Annotated in this window: 13 protein-coding genes and 1 pseudogene; 9 read left to right on the forward strand and 5 right to left on the reverse strand. The window is 50.3% G+C overall.

The annotated features are described in order from the left end of the window. Nucleotides 1-160: 160 nt before the first annotated feature. Nucleotides 161-3,325 carry a beta-galactosidase gene (locus ACSF8W_RS02930; protein ID WP_500844873.1) on the forward strand — a complete coding sequence of 1,055 codons (3,165 nt, stop codon included), beginning with the start codon at nt 161-163 and terminating at the stop codon, nt 3,323-3,325. A 242-nt stretch (nt 3,326-3,567) separates the two neighbouring features. After that, the gene (locus ACSF8W_RS02935; RefSeq protein WP_500844874.1) at nt 3,568-4,572 is read left to right on the forward strand and encodes a substrate-binding domain-containing protein; all 1,005 of its coding nucleotides are present in this window, start codon (nt 3,568-3,570) and stop codon (nt 4,570-4,572) included. A 43-nt stretch (nt 4,573-4,615) separates the two neighbouring features. Here ACSF8W_RS02935 and ACSF8W_RS02940 read toward each other — a convergent pair whose 3' ends face one another. After that, nucleotides 4,616-5,437: a hypothetical protein gene (locus ACSF8W_RS02940; protein WP_500844875.1), complete on the reverse strand. Its 822-nt coding sequence runs from the start codon at nt 5,435-5,437 to the stop codon at nt 4,616-4,618. Nucleotides 5,438-5,715: 278 nt separating this feature from the next. On the opposite strand from ACSF8W_RS02940, the gene ACSF8W_RS02945 reads away from it, so the two are divergent. Both ACSF8W_RS02945 and ACSF8W_RS02950 read left to right on the forward strand, forming a co-directional pair. Further along, nucleotides 5,716-6,504, forward strand: coding sequence for an SDR family NAD(P)-dependent oxidoreductase (locus tag ACSF8W_RS02945; RefSeq protein ID WP_500844876.1), 789 nt, complete (start codon nt 5,716-5,718; stop codon nt 6,502-6,504). A 103-nt stretch (nt 6,505-6,607) separates the two neighbouring features. Next, nucleotides 6,608-7,336, forward strand: a complete 729-nt coding sequence (locus ACSF8W_RS02950) for a MipA/OmpV family protein (protein ID WP_500844877.1) — start codon at nt 6,608-6,610, stop codon at nt 7,334-7,336. A gap of 41 nt (nt 7,337-7,377) precedes the next feature. Here ACSF8W_RS02950 and ACSF8W_RS02955 read toward each other — a convergent pair. Beyond that, nucleotides 7,378-7,578, reverse strand: a pseudogene (locus tag ACSF8W_RS02955) (YibE/F family protein); the annotation flags it as partial. 250 nt (nt 7,579-7,828) lie between these two features. Between ACSF8W_RS02955 and ACSF8W_RS02960 the strand changes: the two are divergent. Together ACSF8W_RS02960 and ACSF8W_RS02965 are read left to right on the forward strand one after the other, a co-directional pair. Then, nucleotides 7,829-9,664 (forward strand): hypothetical protein, encoded by a 1,836-nt coding sequence (locus ACSF8W_RS02960; RefSeq protein ID WP_500844879.1) that lies wholly within the window; start codon nt 7,829-7,831, stop codon nt 9,662-9,664. Between the two features lie 185 nt (nt 9,665-9,849). Further along, a complete protein-coding gene (locus ACSF8W_RS02965) occupies nt 9,850-10,245 on the forward strand; it encodes a hypothetical protein (protein WP_500844881.1) in 396 nt (131 codons plus the stop codon). Between the two features lie 103 nt (nt 10,246-10,348). Here ACSF8W_RS02965 and ACSF8W_RS02970 read toward each other — a convergent pair whose 3' ends face one another. Next, nucleotides 10,349-11,230: a LysR substrate-binding domain-containing protein gene (locus tag ACSF8W_RS02970; protein ID WP_047874033.1), complete on the reverse strand. Its 882-nt coding sequence runs from the start codon at nt 11,228-11,230 to the stop codon at nt 10,349-10,351. A 208-nt stretch (nt 11,231-11,438) separates the two neighbouring features. On the opposite strand from ACSF8W_RS02970, the gene ACSF8W_RS02975 reads away from it, so the two are divergent. Beyond that, a complete protein-coding gene (locus tag ACSF8W_RS02975; RefSeq protein ID WP_500844883.1) occupies nt 11,439-12,632 on the forward strand; it encodes an MFS transporter in 1,194 nt (397 codons plus the stop codon). A gap of 131 nt (nt 12,633-12,763) precedes the next feature. On the opposite strand, the gene ACSF8W_RS02980 is transcribed toward ACSF8W_RS02975, so the two are convergent. Then, entirely contained in the window at nt 12,764-13,834 is a 1,071-nt protein-coding gene (locus tag ACSF8W_RS02980) for a LacI family DNA-binding transcriptional regulator (protein WP_500844885.1), read from the reverse strand. A gap of 226 nt (nt 13,835-14,060) precedes the next feature. On the opposite strand from ACSF8W_RS02980, the gene ACSF8W_RS02985 reads away from it, so the two are divergent. Then, the gene (locus tag ACSF8W_RS02985; protein WP_500844887.1) at nt 14,061-16,166 is read left to right on the forward strand and encodes an alpha-galactosidase; all 2,106 of its coding nucleotides are present in this window, start codon (nt 14,061-14,063) and stop codon (nt 16,164-16,166) included. A 137-nt stretch (nt 16,167-16,303) separates the two neighbouring features. Next, nucleotides 16,304-18,013 (forward strand): solute:sodium symporter family transporter, encoded by a 1,710-nt coding sequence (locus ACSF8W_RS02990; protein WP_500844889.1) that lies wholly within the window; start codon nt 16,304-16,306, stop codon nt 18,011-18,013. Between the two features lie 145 nt (nt 18,014-18,158). Here ACSF8W_RS02990 and ACSF8W_RS02995 read toward each other — a convergent pair whose 3' ends face one another. After that, nucleotides 18,159-19,103, reverse strand: coding sequence for an FAD:protein FMN transferase (locus ACSF8W_RS02995; protein WP_500844891.1), 945 nt, complete (start codon nt 19,101-19,103; stop codon nt 18,159-18,161). Nucleotides 19,104-19,112 lie beyond the last annotated feature (9 nt).

Here is a 19,112-nt window from a genome sequence, read left to right on the forward strand (position 1 = left end):
CGTAAAAATGCCAACTTCGTCATGAAAACGTTTCCAGTTTTATTTTACACTCCAGAAAAAGGTCGGCGGGCGAACGTGACAATCACCATCAACGCCAGACCCAACAAAAAGAGTGCACCCACACTGCCCCTCACAACAAAGAGAACAGAAGTAGGAAACCATGACGGCATTTCTAAGCATTATTCAGCGACGCGACTGGGAAAACCCACAATCAGTGAACATTCACTGTTTAAAAGCACACAGCCCACTGGCGAGTTACCGCCAACCTGAACACGCCCGCGATGGCCGTCATGCCCAACGCCGCTCTCTTAACGGGCAATGGGCGTTCAAATTGTTTGATGCGCCAGAGCAGGTCGACGGTACCTTCATCGACCCGCACTTTGATGACAGCACGTGGGATCGCATGACGGTACCGGCTAACTGGCAGTTACAAGGTTATGACAAGCCGATTTACGCCAACGTGAAGTACCCGTTTGACGTGAATCCGCCATTCGTGCCGGCAGACAACCCAACCGGCTGTTACCGCACAGAAATCACGTTAACCGACGCCGATCTGACGCAAACCCAACGCATCATTTTTGATGGCGTGAACTCAGCGTTTCACTTGTGGTGTAACGGCCAGTGGATCGGTTACAGCCAAGACAGCCGCTTACCGGCAGAGTTTGATCTGACGCCACACCTGAACGTCGGCACCAACAGCTTGACCGTGATGGTGATCCGCTGGTGTGACGGCAGTTACTTGGAAGATCAGGACATGTGGTGGATGAGCGGTATTTTCCGCGACGTCACCCTGTTGAGCAAACCGCAACACTGCATTGAAGATGTGTTCATCACGCCAGATTTAGACGCCTGTTACCGTGACGGCTCCCTGTCGATTGTGACGCACTTGAACGCGCCAGATTCGTACCATGTACAAGTGCAGTTGTTTGACGGAGAAAATGCGGTCAGCGAGCCGCGTATCGACCGTCCACACAACCGCCGCATTGACGAGCGTGGCACGTATGACGATGTGGTGTTCCAGACGCTACACATTCGTGAGCCGAAACAGTGGAGCGCCGAAACCCCGAACCTGTATCGCTTGGTCGTATCGCTGCTGGATGCTGACGGTAACCACATTGAAAGCGAAGCCTACCCAGTCGGTTTCCGTAAAGTGGAAATCAAAGACGGTCAGTTGACACTGAATGGCAAGCCGCTGTTGATCCGTGGCGTGAACCGTCACGAGCATCACCCAGAATTAGGGCATGTGATGACAGATGCCGATATGATCCGCGATATCTGCCTGATGAAGCAGTACAACTTCAATGCGGTGCGTACTGCCCACTACCCGAACCACCCACGTTGGTATGAATTGTGTGATCAATACGGCTTGTATGTGTGTGATGAGGCCAATATTGAAACCCACGGCATGCAGCCAATGAATCGTCTGTCGGCGGATCCGCAGTGGGCGCACGCTTACATGAGCCGCTATACCCAAATGGTGCTGCGTGATAAGAACCACCCGTCGATCATCATTTGGTCACTGGGTAATGAATCCGGCCACGGCAGCAACCACAATGCGATGTATGCATGGTCAAAACAATTCGACCCATCCCGTCCGGTTCAGTACGAAGGCGGCGGTGCCAACAGCACGGCCACCGACATCATTGCGCCGATGTACGCGCGCGTGAACAGCACCATTGACGATGAAGCCGTACCAAAATGGCCGATCAAAAAATGGATTTCACTTCCTAACGAGCACCGTCCGCTGATTTTGTGTGAATACGCCCACGCCATGGGTAACAGTCTGGGCAGCTTTGATCAGTACTGGAACGCGTTCCGTGAGTTCCCACGCCTGCAAGGCGGCTTTATTTGGGACTGGGTTGACCAAGGCTTGAGCCAGAAGGATGCCAACGGCACGCATTTCTGGGCCTACGGTGGCGACTTCGGCGATGAAATCAATGACCGTCAGTTCTGTATTAACGGCTTGGTCTTCCCGGATCGCACCCCGCACCCGACACTGGAAGAAGCCAAGTTCTGCCAACGTATGATCACGGTTGCACTCGCTGAGCACATTCAGGTATCGCCATCACAGGCTACCTGCCAGTTAACCGTGCATAACGAGTACCTATTCCGCGCGACCGATAACGAAATGCTGCATTGGTCGCTATTGGAAAATGGCGTGGTGATCCAAACCGGTCAGTACCCGCTGGATATTGCCGCTGAGAGTGCGCAAACCCTGACACTCACTTTGGACTTCACACCGAAGGTCGATGCGCAGTACCACCTGAACACTGACATTCGCCTGATCTCGGCAACTGCATGGGCAGACGCCGAACACTGCTGTGCCAGCGAACAGTTTGCGCTGCGTAACCACTCTGGCTTGGTGTTACCGACACTGAACACGCAAGCGGCACCGCAATTGCTGGTTGAGAACGACACCCTGACCGTCACCAGTGACGATGCGCGTCACCAGTGGCAGTGGAACACCACCACAGGCCAGCTGACGCAATGGACGGTGGACGGCAACGCACAATGTGTCCGCGCCCCTGAAGATAACTTCTTCCGTGCGCCGCTGGATAATGACATCGGAGTGAGCGAAGTGGATAACGTCGACCCGAATGCTTGGGTGTGCCGTTGGGACATGGCCGGTATAGGCCGCTGGGAACGTCAATGCGTACAGTGTGACAGCCAAACCCAACGTCAGGCTGTATTGGTCACCGCCATGTTTGCTTACCATTTTGGTGGCGAGATCCAAGCCATCACCACATGGAGCTACACCCTGCATAATGACGGTAAGATGGATATCGATGTGGATGTGAAACTGGCGGATCACCTGCCGCCAATGCCACGCATCGGGATGGAAATGGTGCTGCCGCTAGCAGCGAATGCGCATACACCATCAGATACACAGCAGCCGGAACATGAAGACTGCCTGATCACCTGGCAAGGTCTAGGCCCGTTTGAGAACTATCCTGACCGTCTGGCTGCAGCGCGCGTTGGCCGTTACACCCAACCGCTGAGCGCCATGCATACGCCATACATTTTCCCGACTGACAGTGGGCTACGTTGTGGGACGAAATGGCTGCAACTGGGCAACCTTGAAGCCTTAGGCCAGTTCATGTTTAACGTGAGTCGCTACAGCCAGCAGCAACTGGCTGATGCCAAGCATACCAATGAACTGACAGCGGAAGACGTGGTGTATCTGCGCCTTGACCACCAGCACATGGGTGTAGGCGGCGATGACTCTTGGAGCCCTAGCGTGCATGCTGAATACCAATTGACGGATAAAGCCTATCAATACCGCGTCACCTTGCACCCGCAGCCCGCTAATGCACTAATGCACTAATGCACTAATGCACTAATGCACACCGTTAACTGACCGATAAACATCCCCAAGCTTCCTTCGCGAAGACTTGGGGATTTTTTCATCGCTTGCGCTTCACGCCTTTATCAAATGAATTAAAAACCATCAAAAATCACTTAAAACCTTGAAACCGTACACTTAACGCCCGTTTTCCGTTTGAGTTATCACGCTAACTATTGTTAGATGCAGGCTGTTACCAAAAACACATCAACCACGAGGGCTCTATGGCTACCATTAAAGACGTTGCGAAAGAAGCAGGGGTTTCCATCGCCACGACTTCCCGGGTGATCAACAATGCCCCGAACACCAGCCAGACAGCCATTGCCGCCGTACAAGCCGCGATGAAAAAGCTGGGCTATCGTCCGAATGCCAATGCCCGCGCGCTGGTGAGCAAGTCCTCCAACACCATTGGTGTGCTGGTCAATGATGTGTCCGCCCCTTTCTTCGGCACTATGGTCAAAGCCATCGATACCATCGCCAGTGAGCAGGAAAAACAACTGCTGATTGGCAGCGGTTACCACGATGCCAACAAAGAACGTAATGCCATTAACCTGCTGATCAACAGCCGTTGTGAATCCCTGGTGGTACACAGTAAAGGTTTGAGTGATGACGAGCTCACCACGCTGGCGCAAGAAATCCCCGGCATGGTGATCATCAACCGCACCGTGCCAACCATTGCTGATCGCTGTATTGCCCTCGACAACCATCGCGGCGCGTATCTGGCGACTGATTATCTGATCCGAAACGGCCACCGCGACATCGGCTATATCTGCTCAAGCCATGATATTGAAGATGCGCACGACCGCCTTGCCGGTTACCTTGATGCACTGCGCGATAACGGCATTGAACCCAAAGATCACTACATTGAATACGGGGAGCCGGATGAGTGCGGCGGCGAACAAGCCATGGTGAACCTGATTGCCAAGAACACCCCAATCACCGCGGTCGCCACCTACAACGATGACATGGCCGCCGGTTGCTTGGCATTACTGCAAGAAAACGGCATTCGCATACCGGAAGAAATGTCGGTGATCGGTTTTGATGATAGCCACATTGCGCGCTATATCTACCCGCGCCTCACCACCATTCGCTACCCGATCCAAGTCATGGCCAGTGAAGCAGTGAAGCTCTCGTTGATGCTGGCGAACAATGTGCCTGTCGAGCGCGGCGAGCAAAAACTGTTTATGCCGACACTGGTGCGTCGCGCCTCGGTTTGCCAGCGGCAATAAGCGCGGATAGCGAGATCAACGCATAAAAAAGAAAGCGCCGAATTTACGGCGCTTTCCCATTCGTAAAGTGATCCAACAATCCCTGCCTGATCGTGATCACCGGATCCGTATCCGAAAACACCCTTGTCATGCGTTTACCGTCATGCATAAAGGTTGCCTCACATACCTGCCTGTATTTCACCTCTCCCCTGAAATTGTATTTTTCGGACTGACACGGGCTAAACGTGACCTCCCTAATCTCTGTTTTAGGGTAAGGAAATGTCGCCTCAACCAAGGCAAAAATAAACAAGCCAGCGACCCACTTACTGCATCGCGGCAAATTGCAAGACAACCACGCATCAATAGTGGGTGGTGAAGCCACCACCACATAGCACACACTCACGAAATACAGGCCATAAAACACCTTCATTGCCAACATGTACGCATCTGAATAGACGGTATGTAACATCGCAAACATCAAGGCTATTGGAAGCGGGATGAGTATAAACATCAAGGTACAAAGAACCCGATCTTCCCGTATCGCGCCAAACAACATCACCAGAAAACCGCCGACGCCAAACCAAAGCAACACGAAAAGAAGTGGAGAAAACAGAATTGCCAAGCCCCACCACTCTGCCGCACCACCCAATAAGAACAAGCACACACTCAAAATGGCGTATGCCCATGGGAATACACGCCAAATAACACGGTTTACGACATGCGTCAGTCGCCCCAACCACCCACTAATCGGCATTTTCATCAACAGACGTTGTTTCACATTGCCTTGTACTTCGAGGTTGTCGGTTTCCAGCTCGTGTTTGGCTGGAAATGGCTGTTTTATACGGTTCGATTGCATTTGGCGGGATTTTTTGCGACCTCGTGTCATGCCTTATCCTTGGTATTTGCTTCGTGCTTTCTGAATGTTGCTTGGTTTGATCACAAGCGTATTAAAGTCACCACCGAGAAAAAAGGAATGGACTTTCAATTAGTTTGTGGTGCTTCGCATTCCCTTCAAAAAGCCAATCTGTGCACCTTGGCGCAATTTGCATATCACCCGTCATCATTGAGTCTCTCATGTCGCTATCAGTAGGCATATACTGTCCCTGTCAGCAAAACAACGCAGCATTCCGACGCGGAAAAACAAAAAAATCAAGGACCGTTATCATGGCAGCGACTCTCAACAGCACCGCATTAATCACGGGTGCATCAAGCGGTATTGGTATGGAATTAGCAAAAATTCATGCCAGCAAAGGGGGCGATGTCGTTTTGGTCGCCCGCTCTGAAGACAAGCTCAATACTTTGAAAGCAGAGTTAGAAGGCCGATATCCGATTAAGGCAACCGTCATCACCGCCGATTTATCTCAACCTGATGCCGCCCACACCGTCTACAAGACGACATTGGATTTAGGCATTCATATCGACACGCTGATCAACAATGCAGGCTTTGGTGGGCACGGGAAATTCTACGAACGCGCACTGCGTGATGAACAAGCCATGATGCAAGTGAACATGGTGACATTAACAAACCTGACCCACCTTTACCTCAAAGAGATGGTGGAACGCCAACACGGACGCATCCTGAATGTTTCATCCACTGCCTCTTTTCTGCCGGGGCCGCTGCAAGCGGTGTACTACGCAACCAAAGCGTATGTGACCTCTTTCAGCCAAGCCATTGCCGAAGAGGTGAAAGACCAAGGCATTACCGTCACTGTGTTATGTCCGGGTACCGTGGCAACAGGTTTTGTGGAAGCGGGAAATTTAGAGGGGGTGGATATCTGGAAGCTGGCAAAGTCTGCGGAATCCGTCGCGGCCTGTGGCTATCAGGCGATGGAAAAAGGCACATTGGTGGCCTTTAATGAACGTCCATTACAATTTTTACTGAACTGGGTAGTGCCTTTGCTCCCACGTAAATGGGTATTGGCTATTTCCCGTAAAACCATGGAAAAAGCCTGATTGCCGTTCAGCTTACTACTGGTCATATCACTGCCCGTCACCGATCCCTTGCAATAAATCCGGGCGCGTCCCGTTCTTCTTTGGGTAACAAAGGAGAATAAAAATGAAAAATCAGCCTTCACACGTTTTGATCGGATTGGGGATGGGCTTTGCTACCCTTGGTGTTCATGCTGAAGATACCTTCAAACACACCACCTTTGTGGGTGCTGGCCTCTCCACCGGTCAATCTGTTTTTTCCGATAACGGGGCTCATCTTGGTCTGGAACCTTACCTGTTCCATCACAGCGAATATGGATTTATCGACGGCAGTTTAGCCAATCTGACGCTTCTGCCCTGGGTGGGTATTTCTGGGAATGTGCGTATTGCAGAAGTCTCTGATGATTTTGATGACATTCCTGCTGGCATCAATAATCGAGACAGTAATGGGGAACTCGGCGTCACGATCGGCACGTTGGGCGCGCGCCTCACCTACTTACATGACGTCACTGACCAGCACAATGGGTATGAGATTCAACTTCATCTCGGTCAGGTTTATGACACACCCTTCGATCGCTGGTACCTCTCTCCCTATGTACAGATCAATTACCGTGATGCCAAGCTCTCTGATTACCTCTACTCGATTTCTCCCAGCGAATCAGAGGCATCGGGTTTACCTGCTTTTTCTTCCGGCGATACATGGGTTTATCAAGCAGGCATCATTAACCTCTATGACTTTACTGATTCGCTTTTAGGCATCGCCAAACTGGAATTTGAACACCATGACAATGACAGTCCGCTGGTTCAACATGATCTCAGTTGGAAGGTCAGTATGGGGGCTGCCTATCGATTTTAGGAGGCATCTCTCGATTTAAAGAAGCGGCGAATCCAACAATGTTAGCCCGAAAAAAAGAGGAAATTTTCACTTAAAAGTCTACCGCCATTTTTGGGCGGTTCTGTGAGCACTTGGATCCGACTATTTCCTCGAATCACAAAGAGCATAATAAGCGTTAAGAACCCACTCGCATTGGTGAGCAACAAAGTGGTCGTCATGGTACCAATCATGCCATGACCGACTTTAAACCCCGAGACCAGTAACTCATCACGACTCTCGACTGTCTGTTAAGCAAATGCTAACAGTGAAACACTTTGAAATACTTCGACCCTGCATCAGGAAACAATCCTAATGTACAATCCACCAGCTTCATATGTAATTAATTTCAATAGATTTCACCTTCTTATGAAAAAGCTATTTTCACAATCTTTTCAAGTCTCGTGATTTCAAATAAGCCTATTCAAACACTCGTTTTCGACTCCCCCTCTCGCGGGGAGCGCAGTAGACATAACAATGAAAAAATCTTTAATTTCCACGATCCTTATTGCTAGTTTCTCGTTAATAGGGTGTGGCAGTGACTCCAGTTCATCCACTCAACCAGACGTAAAACCTGTACCTCAAGACACAATTCAAGGGCTCGCCTCATTAGGTGGCGCTATCAAAGGACAGATCTCGCTACATCAAGCGACCGCCGACAATAGCAAGAACAACACTCACTCAGCGACTGCATTACTTGAAACTAATAGTGGTGAATTCACCGTTACCCATGCGGACACATTGCACTACCCTGTTCTGCTAAAAATTAATGGTGTGCACGGCATAAAAGCCACTGAAGAATTCTCGCTGCTCTTAGATAATACGGACTCGCGCATTAACTTATCGCCACTTACTCGTCTAATCATTGGTCGTGTTGCGGGTGTTGATGCGAATGAGGTCTTTGACAACTTCGATGCCTATCAGGCGAAGTTCACTCAACATGCGCTTGATAATGCCCAGCAAGAACTGAAATCGGTTATTGAACCGCTACTCATTGCGGCTAATTTACCTGAAAATATCGATGTGTTTTCAGCCAAGTATTCAGCTAATGCTACGGATTTAGATAGCGTACTTTCGACACTGCATGTTGAATACAAACATGACAAAGCAATTATCCGCTATCTGCCTAACAGCCTGTATCGTGTAGAGTTGCCATATGGTGAAAATTGGCAAAACAAATCGCTACTACCTCATGGCAGCGATCAAGAGCAGCTTAAACAAGAACTATCCTTGATCCACAAAGCAAGTGCATTACTTGAAACAATGATTTTGCTCCGCGACGATCATGATGCATTCAATGCACTTATTGCACCCGATGCACATTGGTTTGGTTCACCTACACAAGCATTGCATGAAACCTACTTTACTATTTTGCCAGCAGAAAATGATCCAACGTTACAACGCTACCGAGACGTCGTGCTTCTAGACAGTCAGCCTGAAAAAAACCGTTACTTGGTCGGCTACACCACCGCGTTTGAAGCCAGTAAAACATCAAGCGTTTCGCGTGATCAGGCATGGTTTGAATATGTCGATGGTGAGCTTAAATTCTTAGGGGACGATCAGCCATTCCCGACGTCGTTCTACGCGCTGTATAAGCTCAATGCCGCCGAGGCCGACTACAACTGGTACCAAGCAGAAGAGTTTCAATGGATTTTCGAAACCACCGGTTTTCTTGCTGCCAAAGATTGTGCAAAAGTGCCAGAAAAAGGCGATTGGCAATGGGGAGAGGATGGCTTTATTGATGGGCTGACACCGGTGAGTGATATCTTTACCGGACTTCAACATGTTTCCGTCACGTCACCCACTCAGCAAGCAATCAAATTCGATAAGGTGTTTCGTGATGCAAAGGATAACACCTGTCACCTTGTCGATAGCCAAAACCAAGTGAGCGGCATGCTGGATGGATATCGTATTGATCCTAAAACGGATGTTATCAAACCCAACCAAGCGTATACCGTGAGCTTTGTGTACACTGATCATCAACTCGATAAAACCCTTTACCTGACGCAACCACCAGAAGCGAAACCGCTCGTCGCCCCATACATGGCAAAGATGTCGGTAATTAATGGTGCACAAGAAGACTTTTTCTATCAGTGGCAGCGTGACTCTCATTTGGTCGAGGAAGGGGATCTGTATGTGTACTTTGCTGATGATTCAGCGAGTCAGCGTATTACTATTAAGAAAGGCCAAACGCAGGTATCCGAGCATTTAGGTAAAGATGTGGTGCGCGTTTTCCACAATGCCTTTGACCCTTATGGCCGAATCATCACGAATTACTATGTTTCTCGTGATGGCATCACGCCACTGAAGTAACGCAGCACAACCATTAATATCATGCCCCTAACCATTACGTTAGGGGCCTTCTGTCTACCCGATAACATGGCTACAAAAGAGGAAATTTTCACTTAAAAGTCTACCGCCATTTTTGGGCGGTTCTGTGGTTACAATGGAAAAAGAACAAACGCCATTAACCCAGATAGCCCCCCAACGAGGCCGTGATGAATGACGAAGCGAAACACCTTTTTCATTACTTGTGTGCGCAATATGATCAGATATCAGAAAATCTCGACACGCGCCCCTTTCCTGAGTTTTCAGAAACCATCCACCACCCGCTAGGGAGCTGCTTTGTGCGTTGCCCGGTTGGCAGTCAGCGTTTTTCCATTGTGTCTGTCCACTTTGATCCCTCGGTAAGAGGACAAGGGGTTTTCACTCAGTTCCTTGATTATGTCAAAAACCATCCGCACCACTACCAAGGCCTCGAAGTGGCGATCATTGAAAATAAGCACCTAGCCCATCGCCTGTTACATCGCGGATGGCAATACAAATCACTGTTCAGCAAGATCTTCTTTTCCGAAAAACCGACGCTCATTAGCGATTTTCAGTCTTCCTCTTGATAAGAAAAATCATAGGAAGTGAGCGTGGCTGTACCCATTACAGCTCTACCTGTTCTTGAGACGCTTTCTTTTCAAACGGCATAAAAGCACTGGCATTTACTGGCTACAACGTTAATTGCGGTTGAATAAAATCAATAAACGCGGAAATGCGTTTCGCCACATTGGAGGATTTGTAATACACCGCATTGACTTGCTCTCGGCCCGTGTTCGTCAGTTTGTCATGCTCAAACAACGGGATTAGCCGCCCTTCTTCGATATCTTTTTTCACCATGAAACCGGAGAGACACGCAATGCCATTCCCCGCTAACGCTAACTGCCTGACTGTCTCTCCGTTACTGGATGTCAGCACAGGTTGTAGCGCTTGAAACCCTTTCAATGGCCAGTGATTAAGCACTTTAGGGCCTGAAAAACCGATAGTTTCATGCTGCGTTAAGTCTGTCACTTTTTCCGGGACACCCCGTTTTGTCAGGTAATTCGGCGAGGCGACGATATACAACAGGCTGCTCCCGAGAGGCCTTGCATGCAACGTAGAATCACTCAATTGACCAATGCGGATCGCCAAATCGGTCTTCTTTTCCAGCAAATCCACAAACCCTTCATTCGACGTCAGTTCCAATTCAATGTCAGGGTATGCCTGCTTAAACGCTTTCACTAACGGAATGAGCTGATGAAACACAAATGGACTCGCCGCATCCACCCGTAGCCGTCCCTTCGGTAATTCTCCCCGAGCGATGATGTCTTCTTCAGCCCGTTGAATGTGCTGCAAGCCTTCTCGCACCGATTCAATAAACTGACGCCCTTCATCCGTCAATTCTATTCGGCGCGTGGTGCGATTTAATATCGAGACACCTAGCTGCTTTTCGACTTTGCTTACCGCACGAGAGACACGAGCTACTTGCACATCTAACAACTCTGCCGCCGCAGAAAACCCACCGCTATCCACCACCGCCAGTAACATTTCTAAATCATCCGACCGTGTCAACATGTCATATTCCTCACACAACGTCATTCAAATGGGCTAATGATACCGCCACTGTCAATTATTGCATTTATAACAAATATCATTTGTTAAATAGCCCGTTTTTCACAATAAACGAACTGCGCATAATGCCTCCCAACGAAACGCAGACGGTATGGCGCACTCAACGCGACCGTGATGCAAACCTAATAACCTGACAACAGTGAGTCATCGTATGCCTGTCGCCCTTCTTGCATTGACGCTCAGCGCCTTTGCTATCGGAACCACAGAGTTTGTCATCGTGGGATTAATCCCCACAATGGCGGCCGATTTACACGTATCTTTACCTTCCGCAGGCTTGTTAGTGAGCCTTTATGCGCTTGGCGTTGCCATTGGCGCCCCCGTTTTAACGGCGCTGACCGGTCAATGGAACCGCAAACATGTCTTGCTTGCCGTGATGTCATTATTTGTCATCGGCAACGTATTAGCGTGGCAAGCGCCGGGGTACAACACCTTGATTGTGGCCCGCATTTTAACGGGCCTTGCACACGGTGTGTTTTTCTCCATTGGCTCCACCATTGCCACAGGCTTGGTGTCCAAAGAAAAAGCCGCCAGCGCGATTGCGATCATGTTTACCGGCTTAACCGTTGCACTGGTGACTGGCGTGCCGCTAGGAACCTACATCGGTCAATCTTTTGGTTGGGAAGCCACCTTCTTAACCGTTGCGATTCTGGGTTTAATAGCCTTAATTGGCAGCGCATTTTTGGTGCCCAGTAACCTCAAACAGCCACCTGCAGCAAAACTCTCTGCCCAGCTAAAAGTATTAACACAACCCCGTTTATTGCTGGTTTATGCCATTACTGCACTGGGTTACGGCGGCACCTTTACCGCGTTTACCTTTTTAGCCCCCATCTTAGAACAAGTGGCCGGCTTCAATGCTAATGCCATCAGCCTGATCATGTTGGTGTATGGTGCGTCAGTGACCGTCGGTAATATCTGGGGCGGTAAAATGGCCGATAAAATGGGGCCGATTAAAGCACTCACCATTATCTTTTCCGGTCTCGCAGCGGTGTTGCTGGTGTTTAACGTGACAGCCGTTCACCCTGTCGCAGCGGTAGCCACCATTCTGGTATGGGGCGCCTTTGCATTCGGCAACGTTCCGGGGCTGCAGGTCTATGTGGTGAAACTGGCAGAAAAATATACACCAGATGCTGTCGATGTCGCTTCCGGCTTGAACATTGCCGCCTTTAACGTCGGTATCGCACTGGGATCTTGGGGAGGCGGTATGATTGTCGCCAAAGCTGGGTTGATGAATACGCCTTGGGCTGGTGCGGTTATTGTGCTGATTGCGTTAGGTTTAACCCGCTTCAGTGGTCGATTAGATAAACACGAAGATACCGTAGACGCCCTGTCGTCTAACGCGATGTAATCCACAACAGAGTCACAATCTACGTAACAATTTACGTAACAATTTACGTAACAACAAAGAGGCCAATGTTTGCATAAACATTGGCCTTTCTTTGATGACTCTCGCCTTATGATGTCACCGTGATGCTTGTGCTACAACAACCGCATGGCTTGTTCGAGCAATTGCTTGGCTTGGACCACGTTATCGCTATTAGCGACATTCACAGAAGGTGCAGCGCTGTTCATCGAACTCACGCGGGTGATCAACGCCACATCCAATTCCACATCCAACGGCTGACCATCATCGACCAAGTGCAATACCTGATCGACCGCGATACGGCCATGTTCAGTGAAGTTTTGTTTCACCGTCGTCAATGGCGGCAAGAAAAATTCACTGTCTTCAGTGCCATCAAACCCGACCACGGCCACCGTATTGGGCACATCAATGCCGTGTTCGTGTAACGCGCGTAAAACGCCCAACGCCATCTGATCGTTCGCCACCAGCACCGCATCAAAAAAGCGGGTTTGCGCCAATGCTGCACACATGGCTTGATAGCCGCCTGCCGCCAACCAATTCCCTTGCTGAATGCCCACAATGGTCGCATTCGCCGCCGTCAGTACCGCTTGCCAGGTTTCGCAACGTGCACTGGAGGCATAGGACTCAGCCGGGCCGGTGATCAGCAGAAAACGCTGGCGGCCTTGTGCCAATAAATGCTCCGCCCCTAACGTTGCTCCTGCACGGTTCGCACTGCACACACGGTGTACGTTGGCTTGTTTAGGCACGTCAATAAACAACAAATCATACTGGCTGTATTTTTGTGTCAGTAGCTCGGCAAACGCGGCAGATACCGGTATGTTCAATACAACTGACGACACTTTCTGACCAATCAATTCCCTGACGGCAGATTCAATTTCCTGCTCGCACACATTATCAACCGCTGCAATGGCCGTGGCATAGCCCAATTCATGGGCGCGTAAACGGATACCGTTGTTGATCATCCCCGCGCCGTGGAATGACATATTCAACGACACCACCCCAATCAGGTTTTGATTGGCTTTCAACGACTGCGCCGCCTTGTTGGGTACATACCCCAACTGCTCAATGGCTGCCATCACTCTGATTTTTGTCTTTTCAGACACATTGTCCGACCCATTGGTCACACGCGACACGGTTTGTGTCGATACCCCCGCCAAATCAGCAACGTCTTTAAACGTAACGGTCATGCACACTCCACCATGCACTCATAACATTCTTGTCGCGCAGTGTAACACGACATGGGAATTGTTTTCGGTTGACATAAATGTTTTTGAAAACATTTGGTGATCACACGCACAAAAACCCATCAAAACGCTGTATTAGATCACATTTAGTACAGATTTCGCTATTTGATACACGAATATTTCCGATACCGTAATGATCAAATGTTATCGAAAACAATTTAGGATCATCATGGCTACTTCATTACTGCACCTACACAGCAAAAACCTGAGCGTTGTGTTCAAGTTGGGTCGGATCCCAGAGATCATCCACTGGGGCAATAAGATCACCCATATCGACGAAGACTTACTGCTGGCAACCGAACGTCCTATCAGTCAGGCGCGTTTGGATGTGGATGTCCCACTGAGCATTTGTCCTGAATTGGGCGCGGGTCACTTCAACGCCCCTGGGTTAGAGGGTCACCGTAATGGCAAAGATTTTGCGCCGGTCTTCCAGCTAGAAAAGCACACCGTCACCGACAACAGCGTGACCTTTGAGTTGGCCGACCGCATCGCCCAATTGGCACTGACGGTCACCTTCACCTTGGATCACGACAGCGACGTACTGCAACAGCAATTGCATATCGAAAACATCGGCGACACGCCTTACCAGTTAGACAAACTGGCGTGCACCATTCCACTGCCTTACCACGCAAAAGAGTTAATGACGTTCCACGGCCGCTGGTGTCAGGAGTTTCAAACCCAGCGTTTGGGCTTTGAACACGGTGGCTTCGTGCAGGAAAACCGTCGTGGCCGTACCTCTCACGAAAACTTCCCGGGCTTGTTTGCCGGCGCGAAAGGCTTTAGCGAGCAAAGCGGTCAGGTATGGGGTTTCCATTTAGGTTGGAGTGGTAACCACCGCTTGCGTGCTGATGTGCGCAGTGACGGTCGCCGTTTCATTCAGGCCAGCGAATTGTTGCTGTCCGGCGAAATGCTGCTTGAGCCAAACGCCACCTACACCACACCTGTGCTGTACAGCACCTTCAGCGCAGAAGGCTTGAACGGTATTTCAACTCGCTTCCACCAGTTTGTCCGCCAGCAGATTGTCACGTTCCCGAACAACAAAGTACGTCCGGTGCATTTGAATACCTGGGAAGGGATCTACTTTGAGCATAACCCTGAGTACATCATGCAAATGGCGACAGAAGCCGCCAAGATGGGTGTAGAACGCTTCATTATCGATGACGGTTGGTTTATCGGCCGCGATGGCGAACGTACCGCACTGGGTGACTGGTACTTGGATGAAAACAAATACCCGAACGGCCTCGAACCTGTAATTGCCCACGTGAACGCACAAGGCATGGAATTTGGTCTGTGGGTAGAACCTGAAATGGTCAGCCAAGATTCTCGTCTGTTCCGCCAGCATCCGGATTGGGTTCTGGGTGTGGATGGCTATCAGCAGCCTTCTGGTCGCTGGCAGTACGTGTTGAACCTGCAACATGAAGACTGCTTCAACTACCTGTTTGAGCGCTTGGATGATCTGCTGAGCCGCTACGACATCGGCTACCTGAAGTGGGACATGAACCGCGAACTCGTGCAGCCTGCCCACCAAGACAAAGCCGCCGTGCACGGTCAAACCAAGGCGCTTTACCGTCTGTTGGATACCCTGCGCGCCAAACACCCTGACGTGGAAATCGAGTCGTGCTCTTCCGGTGGTGGTCGCATCGACTTTGAAATTCTCAAGCGTACCCACCGCTTCTGGGCGTCTGACTGTAATGATGCCCTTGAGCGTCAGACCATTCAGCGCGGCATGAGCTACTTCTTCCCGCCGGAAGTGATGGGCGCGCACATTGGTCCGGCAGAGTGCCATTCCACCAACCGTAAGCACCACATCAACATGCGTGGTGTAACCGCCCTACAAGGTCACATGGGGGTAGAACTGGATCCGGTGAAAGAGTCGGATGAAGAAAAACAAGCGTTTGCCAAGTACATCACCCTGCACAAAGCGCACCGTGACTTGATCCACAGCGGTCGCAGCTTCCGTCTGGATGCCGCTGACGAACGCCAGTTCATCTATGGGGTGGAAAATCACGATGAAATGCTGATCACCGTGTGTCAGTTAGCCATGCCATCACACGCTTTGCCTGCACCCGTTCGCATCAGCTGCGTGGAACCCGATGCGACCTACGCCGTACGCATTCTGGAAATGCCACAAACATCGTTCCAGCTGATGAAACAACGCCCGGCATGGTTGGATAAAACCATTGTACTGACTGGCGACAACCTGCGCGAAATCGGCCTGACCCTGCCGATCCTCGACCCGGAAAGCGCCCTGATCCTGCTCCTGAAAAAGCAATAACTGCACCATTTTTCCTCGCCGTGTTACACCCAGCGGCGAGGTAAACGACACAAGAAAAAGAAACAAAAACAGCGCCATAGTAAGTGATCCATAACCCGGTGGTACCGCTCGGTGCCACCGACTACAAGGAACGAAAGATGGAAATGACAATAATTACATTCTTGCTGTTCACCGGATTTGTCATCTGGTTTACCTACAACAAAGTCAAAAATTCGAATAACGATTCACACGATGGTTTCTTCTTAGGCGGTCGCTCGCTGACTGGCCCGATGATTGCTTCGTCCCTGATCTTAACCAACCTCAGTGCCACCAGCTTTGTTGGCATGTCAGCACAGTCTTACACCCACAACATGTCGGTGATGGGCTGGGAAGTAGCCAGTGGTGTCACGCTGGTGATGATCGCCCTGTTTCTGGTGCCTCGCTATCTCAAACAAGGGATCACCACCGTGCCGGACTTTCTGGAAAGCCGCTACGATTTGGGCGTGAAGAAGTTCGTGACCCTGTTGTTCCTGTGCCAGTACATCATCAACATTTTGCCAACCACCCTTTATGCGGGCGCGGTCGTACTAACTGGTATCTTTGATATTCAAGGCATTCTGGGCATCACGGAATTCCAAGCTATCGCCCTGATCAGCGCCACCATTGGTCTGCTGGGCTTCTTCTACGCCATTTACGGTGGCCTGAAAGCGGTGGTGATTGCCGATACCATTAACGGTGTAGGCTTGATCATCGGCGGGATGATGATCCCGGTATTTGGCCTGTTTGCACTGGGTAACGGCAGCTTCATGGCGGGTCTGGATACCCTGCTATACGCTGCGCCAGAGAAACTGCAATCAGTCGGTACTGACAGCGATCCCCTACCGTTCTCGACCCTGTTTACTGGTCTGCTACTGGTGAACCTGTACTACTGGGGCACAGATCAATCGATCATCCAGCGTGCACTGGGCGCGAAGAACCTGAAAGAAGGCCAGAAAGGCGTAATTTGGGCAGGCGCGATTAAAGTAATTTCACCACTGTTCCTGATCATTCCGGGCATCATTGCCTTCCACATGTTCGGTGCCAATGCCGGTAACCCAGATGTGATGTACACCCGTTTGGTGAATGAAGTACTGCCTAAGCCGTTGGTGGGCTTCTTCGTAGCGGTTATGTTTGGTGCGATTCTGTCTACGTTTAACGGCGTACTGAACAGCTCTACCACGCTGTTTGCCCTGAACGTCTACAAACCAATTTTCGCCAAAGAAGGCCTGAGTGACCAAGCATTGGTCGCGAAAGGTCAGGTATTTGGTGTGGTGATTGCGATTATTGCGATTTGTATTGCCCCATTCATCATGTACGCCCCAGAAGGCTTGTTCCAATACCTACAGATGGTTGCGGGCTTCTTCAGTGTGCCAATCTTCACTATCGTGTTTGTGGGTTACATTTCTAAGCGTGTACCGGCTATTGCAGCCAAAGTTGCTCTGGTGGTGTTCGTGAGCTCTTATGCGTCAATGCAGTTGATTTTCGACACCCCTATTCACTTCCTGCACCAACTGGCGATTCTGTTTGTGGTATGTACCACGCTGATGTTCATCATTGGTCACTTTGCGCCACGCGAGTCTGACTACGTGATGCCGGTGAATGAAAGCATGGACGTGACACCGTGGGAATTCCGCTTTGAAGCCTCTGCTGTGATCCTGTACATGGTGCTGGGCGCTTACGTGATGTTCAGTAATGTAGGCTTTGTGTCTGACGACCCAACCTTCATGCAGGTATACGGTCTGTGTGGCTTGGTGATGCTTGTGGGTATCATTCACCAATACAAAAAGAAGAAAGGCACCCAAGCGCTGGCTACGGCCAACGCGCAGTAAGTCATAGGCGATAAGCCATACGCGGTAATTTATCCGCAATAGACAAATCAGTCCTTTCAGTTGGCTCATTTCACGGCCTCGCCTTTCGGTGAGGCCGTTTTTTATTTGTGAAATAAGCGAGCATCACATCTACATCACACCTACATCAGACCAAGACAATTGCCCCGCCGTGATCCACCAGCCCGTGGGTAACATGCACTTCTTTTTGTTTCGACACGGCCACCGCCTCGATGCCCGGTTGCTGATTGATGTACTCAATCGCTTGTGTGATGGAAGGTAAGAAGCCTGCCGTACTCCAAATTTCCCCGTCCACGGAGTGCTGAGAGATGATCGTCAAACTCGCCATGTCTGTTTCAATCGGCATGCCGGTTTGCGCATCCAGCAGGTGATGATAGCGCTGTCCGTTAGCGTGAAAGAACCGCTCATTAATACCAGAAGTCACCATCGACATGCCTGTTAATGGCACCACGCGCAGGATTTCACCACGCGTCCCGAAAGGATCCTGAATGCCAACATTCCATGCCTGATTGTCGTTCTTCGGAGAATGGCCAATGGTCAATACGTTGCCGCCTAAACTGATGAAGCCGTTTTCGACACCGGCTGCGACCAGACGCTGTTTCACTTGATCCGCAAAATAGCCTTTGGCAATCGCGCCCAAATCAATCTCCATCCCCGCTTGTGCGAGATAGACCGTGTGATGCTGCGCATCAAGAATGATGTTTTGCGGATCAACCAGTGTGAGCTTTTCCGTGATCGTCGCGACACTTGGCACGTGAGCATCTTTAAAGCCAATGCGCCACGCTTTCACCAACGGGCCAATGGCGATATTGAACGGATTGCGCTGATCGGCACTGTGCTGTTGGGCAAGGTAGATCAGGTTAAACAGATCCGGTTGCACCTTTACCGGGGCGATCCCCGCTTGCTGATTCACCCGCATCAATTCAGAGTCCGGCTGATTGACGGTAAAGCGCTGTGTATACTGAGCCAATTGCTGATAAGCCTGTTTGATCAGCTGCTCACCATCCGGGTGATACACCACCAGATCAATGAAAGTGCCCATCATATCAAACCGCGCGCGATAGTTGGTCATGTTCATGCT

The sequence above is a fragment of the Photobacterium sp. 270122K genome (assembly GCF_059941365.1).

Coding starts and splice junctions, on each gene's coding strand:
- ACSF8W_RS02945 (WP_500844876.1), top strand. CDS start 5,716: ATGGCAGCGACTCTCAACAGCACCGCATTAATCACGGGTGCATCAAGC.
- ACSF8W_RS02930 (WP_500844873.1), top strand. CDS start 161: ATGACGGCATTTCTAAGCATTATTCAGCGACGCGACTGGGAAAACCCA.
- ACSF8W_RS02995 (WP_500844891.1), bottom strand. CDS start 19,103: ATGACCAACTATCGCGCGCGGTTTGATATGATGGGCACTTTCATTGAT.
- ACSF8W_RS02970 (WP_047874033.1), bottom strand. CDS start 11,230: ATGTTGACACGGTCGGATGATTTAGAAATGTTACTGGCGGTGGTGGAT.
- ACSF8W_RS02980 (WP_500844885.1), bottom strand. CDS start 13,834: ATGACCGTTACGTTTAAAGACGTTGCTGATTTGGCGGGGGTATCGACA.
- ACSF8W_RS02935 (WP_500844874.1), top strand. CDS start 3,568: ATGGCTACCATTAAAGACGTTGCGAAAGAAGCAGGGGTTTCCATCGCC.
- ACSF8W_RS02990 (WP_500844889.1), top strand. CDS start 16,304: ATGGAAATGACAATAATTACATTCTTGCTGTTCACCGGATTTGTCATC.
- ACSF8W_RS02965 (WP_500844881.1), top strand. CDS start 9,850: ATGAATGACGAAGCGAAACACCTTTTTCATTACTTGTGTGCGCAATAT.
- ACSF8W_RS02985 (WP_500844887.1), top strand. CDS start 14,061: ATGGCTACTTCATTACTGCACCTACACAGCAAAAACCTGAGCGTTGTG.
- ACSF8W_RS02975 (WP_500844883.1), top strand. CDS start 11,439: ATGCCTGTCGCCCTTCTTGCATTGACGCTCAGCGCCTTTGCTATCGGA.
- ACSF8W_RS02960 (WP_500844879.1), top strand. CDS start 7,829: ATGAAAAAATCTTTAATTTCCACGATCCTTATTGCTAGTTTCTCGTTA.
- ACSF8W_RS02950 (WP_500844877.1), top strand. CDS start 6,608: ATGAAAAATCAGCCTTCACACGTTTTGATCGGATTGGGGATGGGCTTT.
- ACSF8W_RS02940 (WP_500844875.1), bottom strand. CDS start 5,437: ATGACACGAGGTCGCAAAAAATCCCGCCAAATGCAATCGAACCGTATA.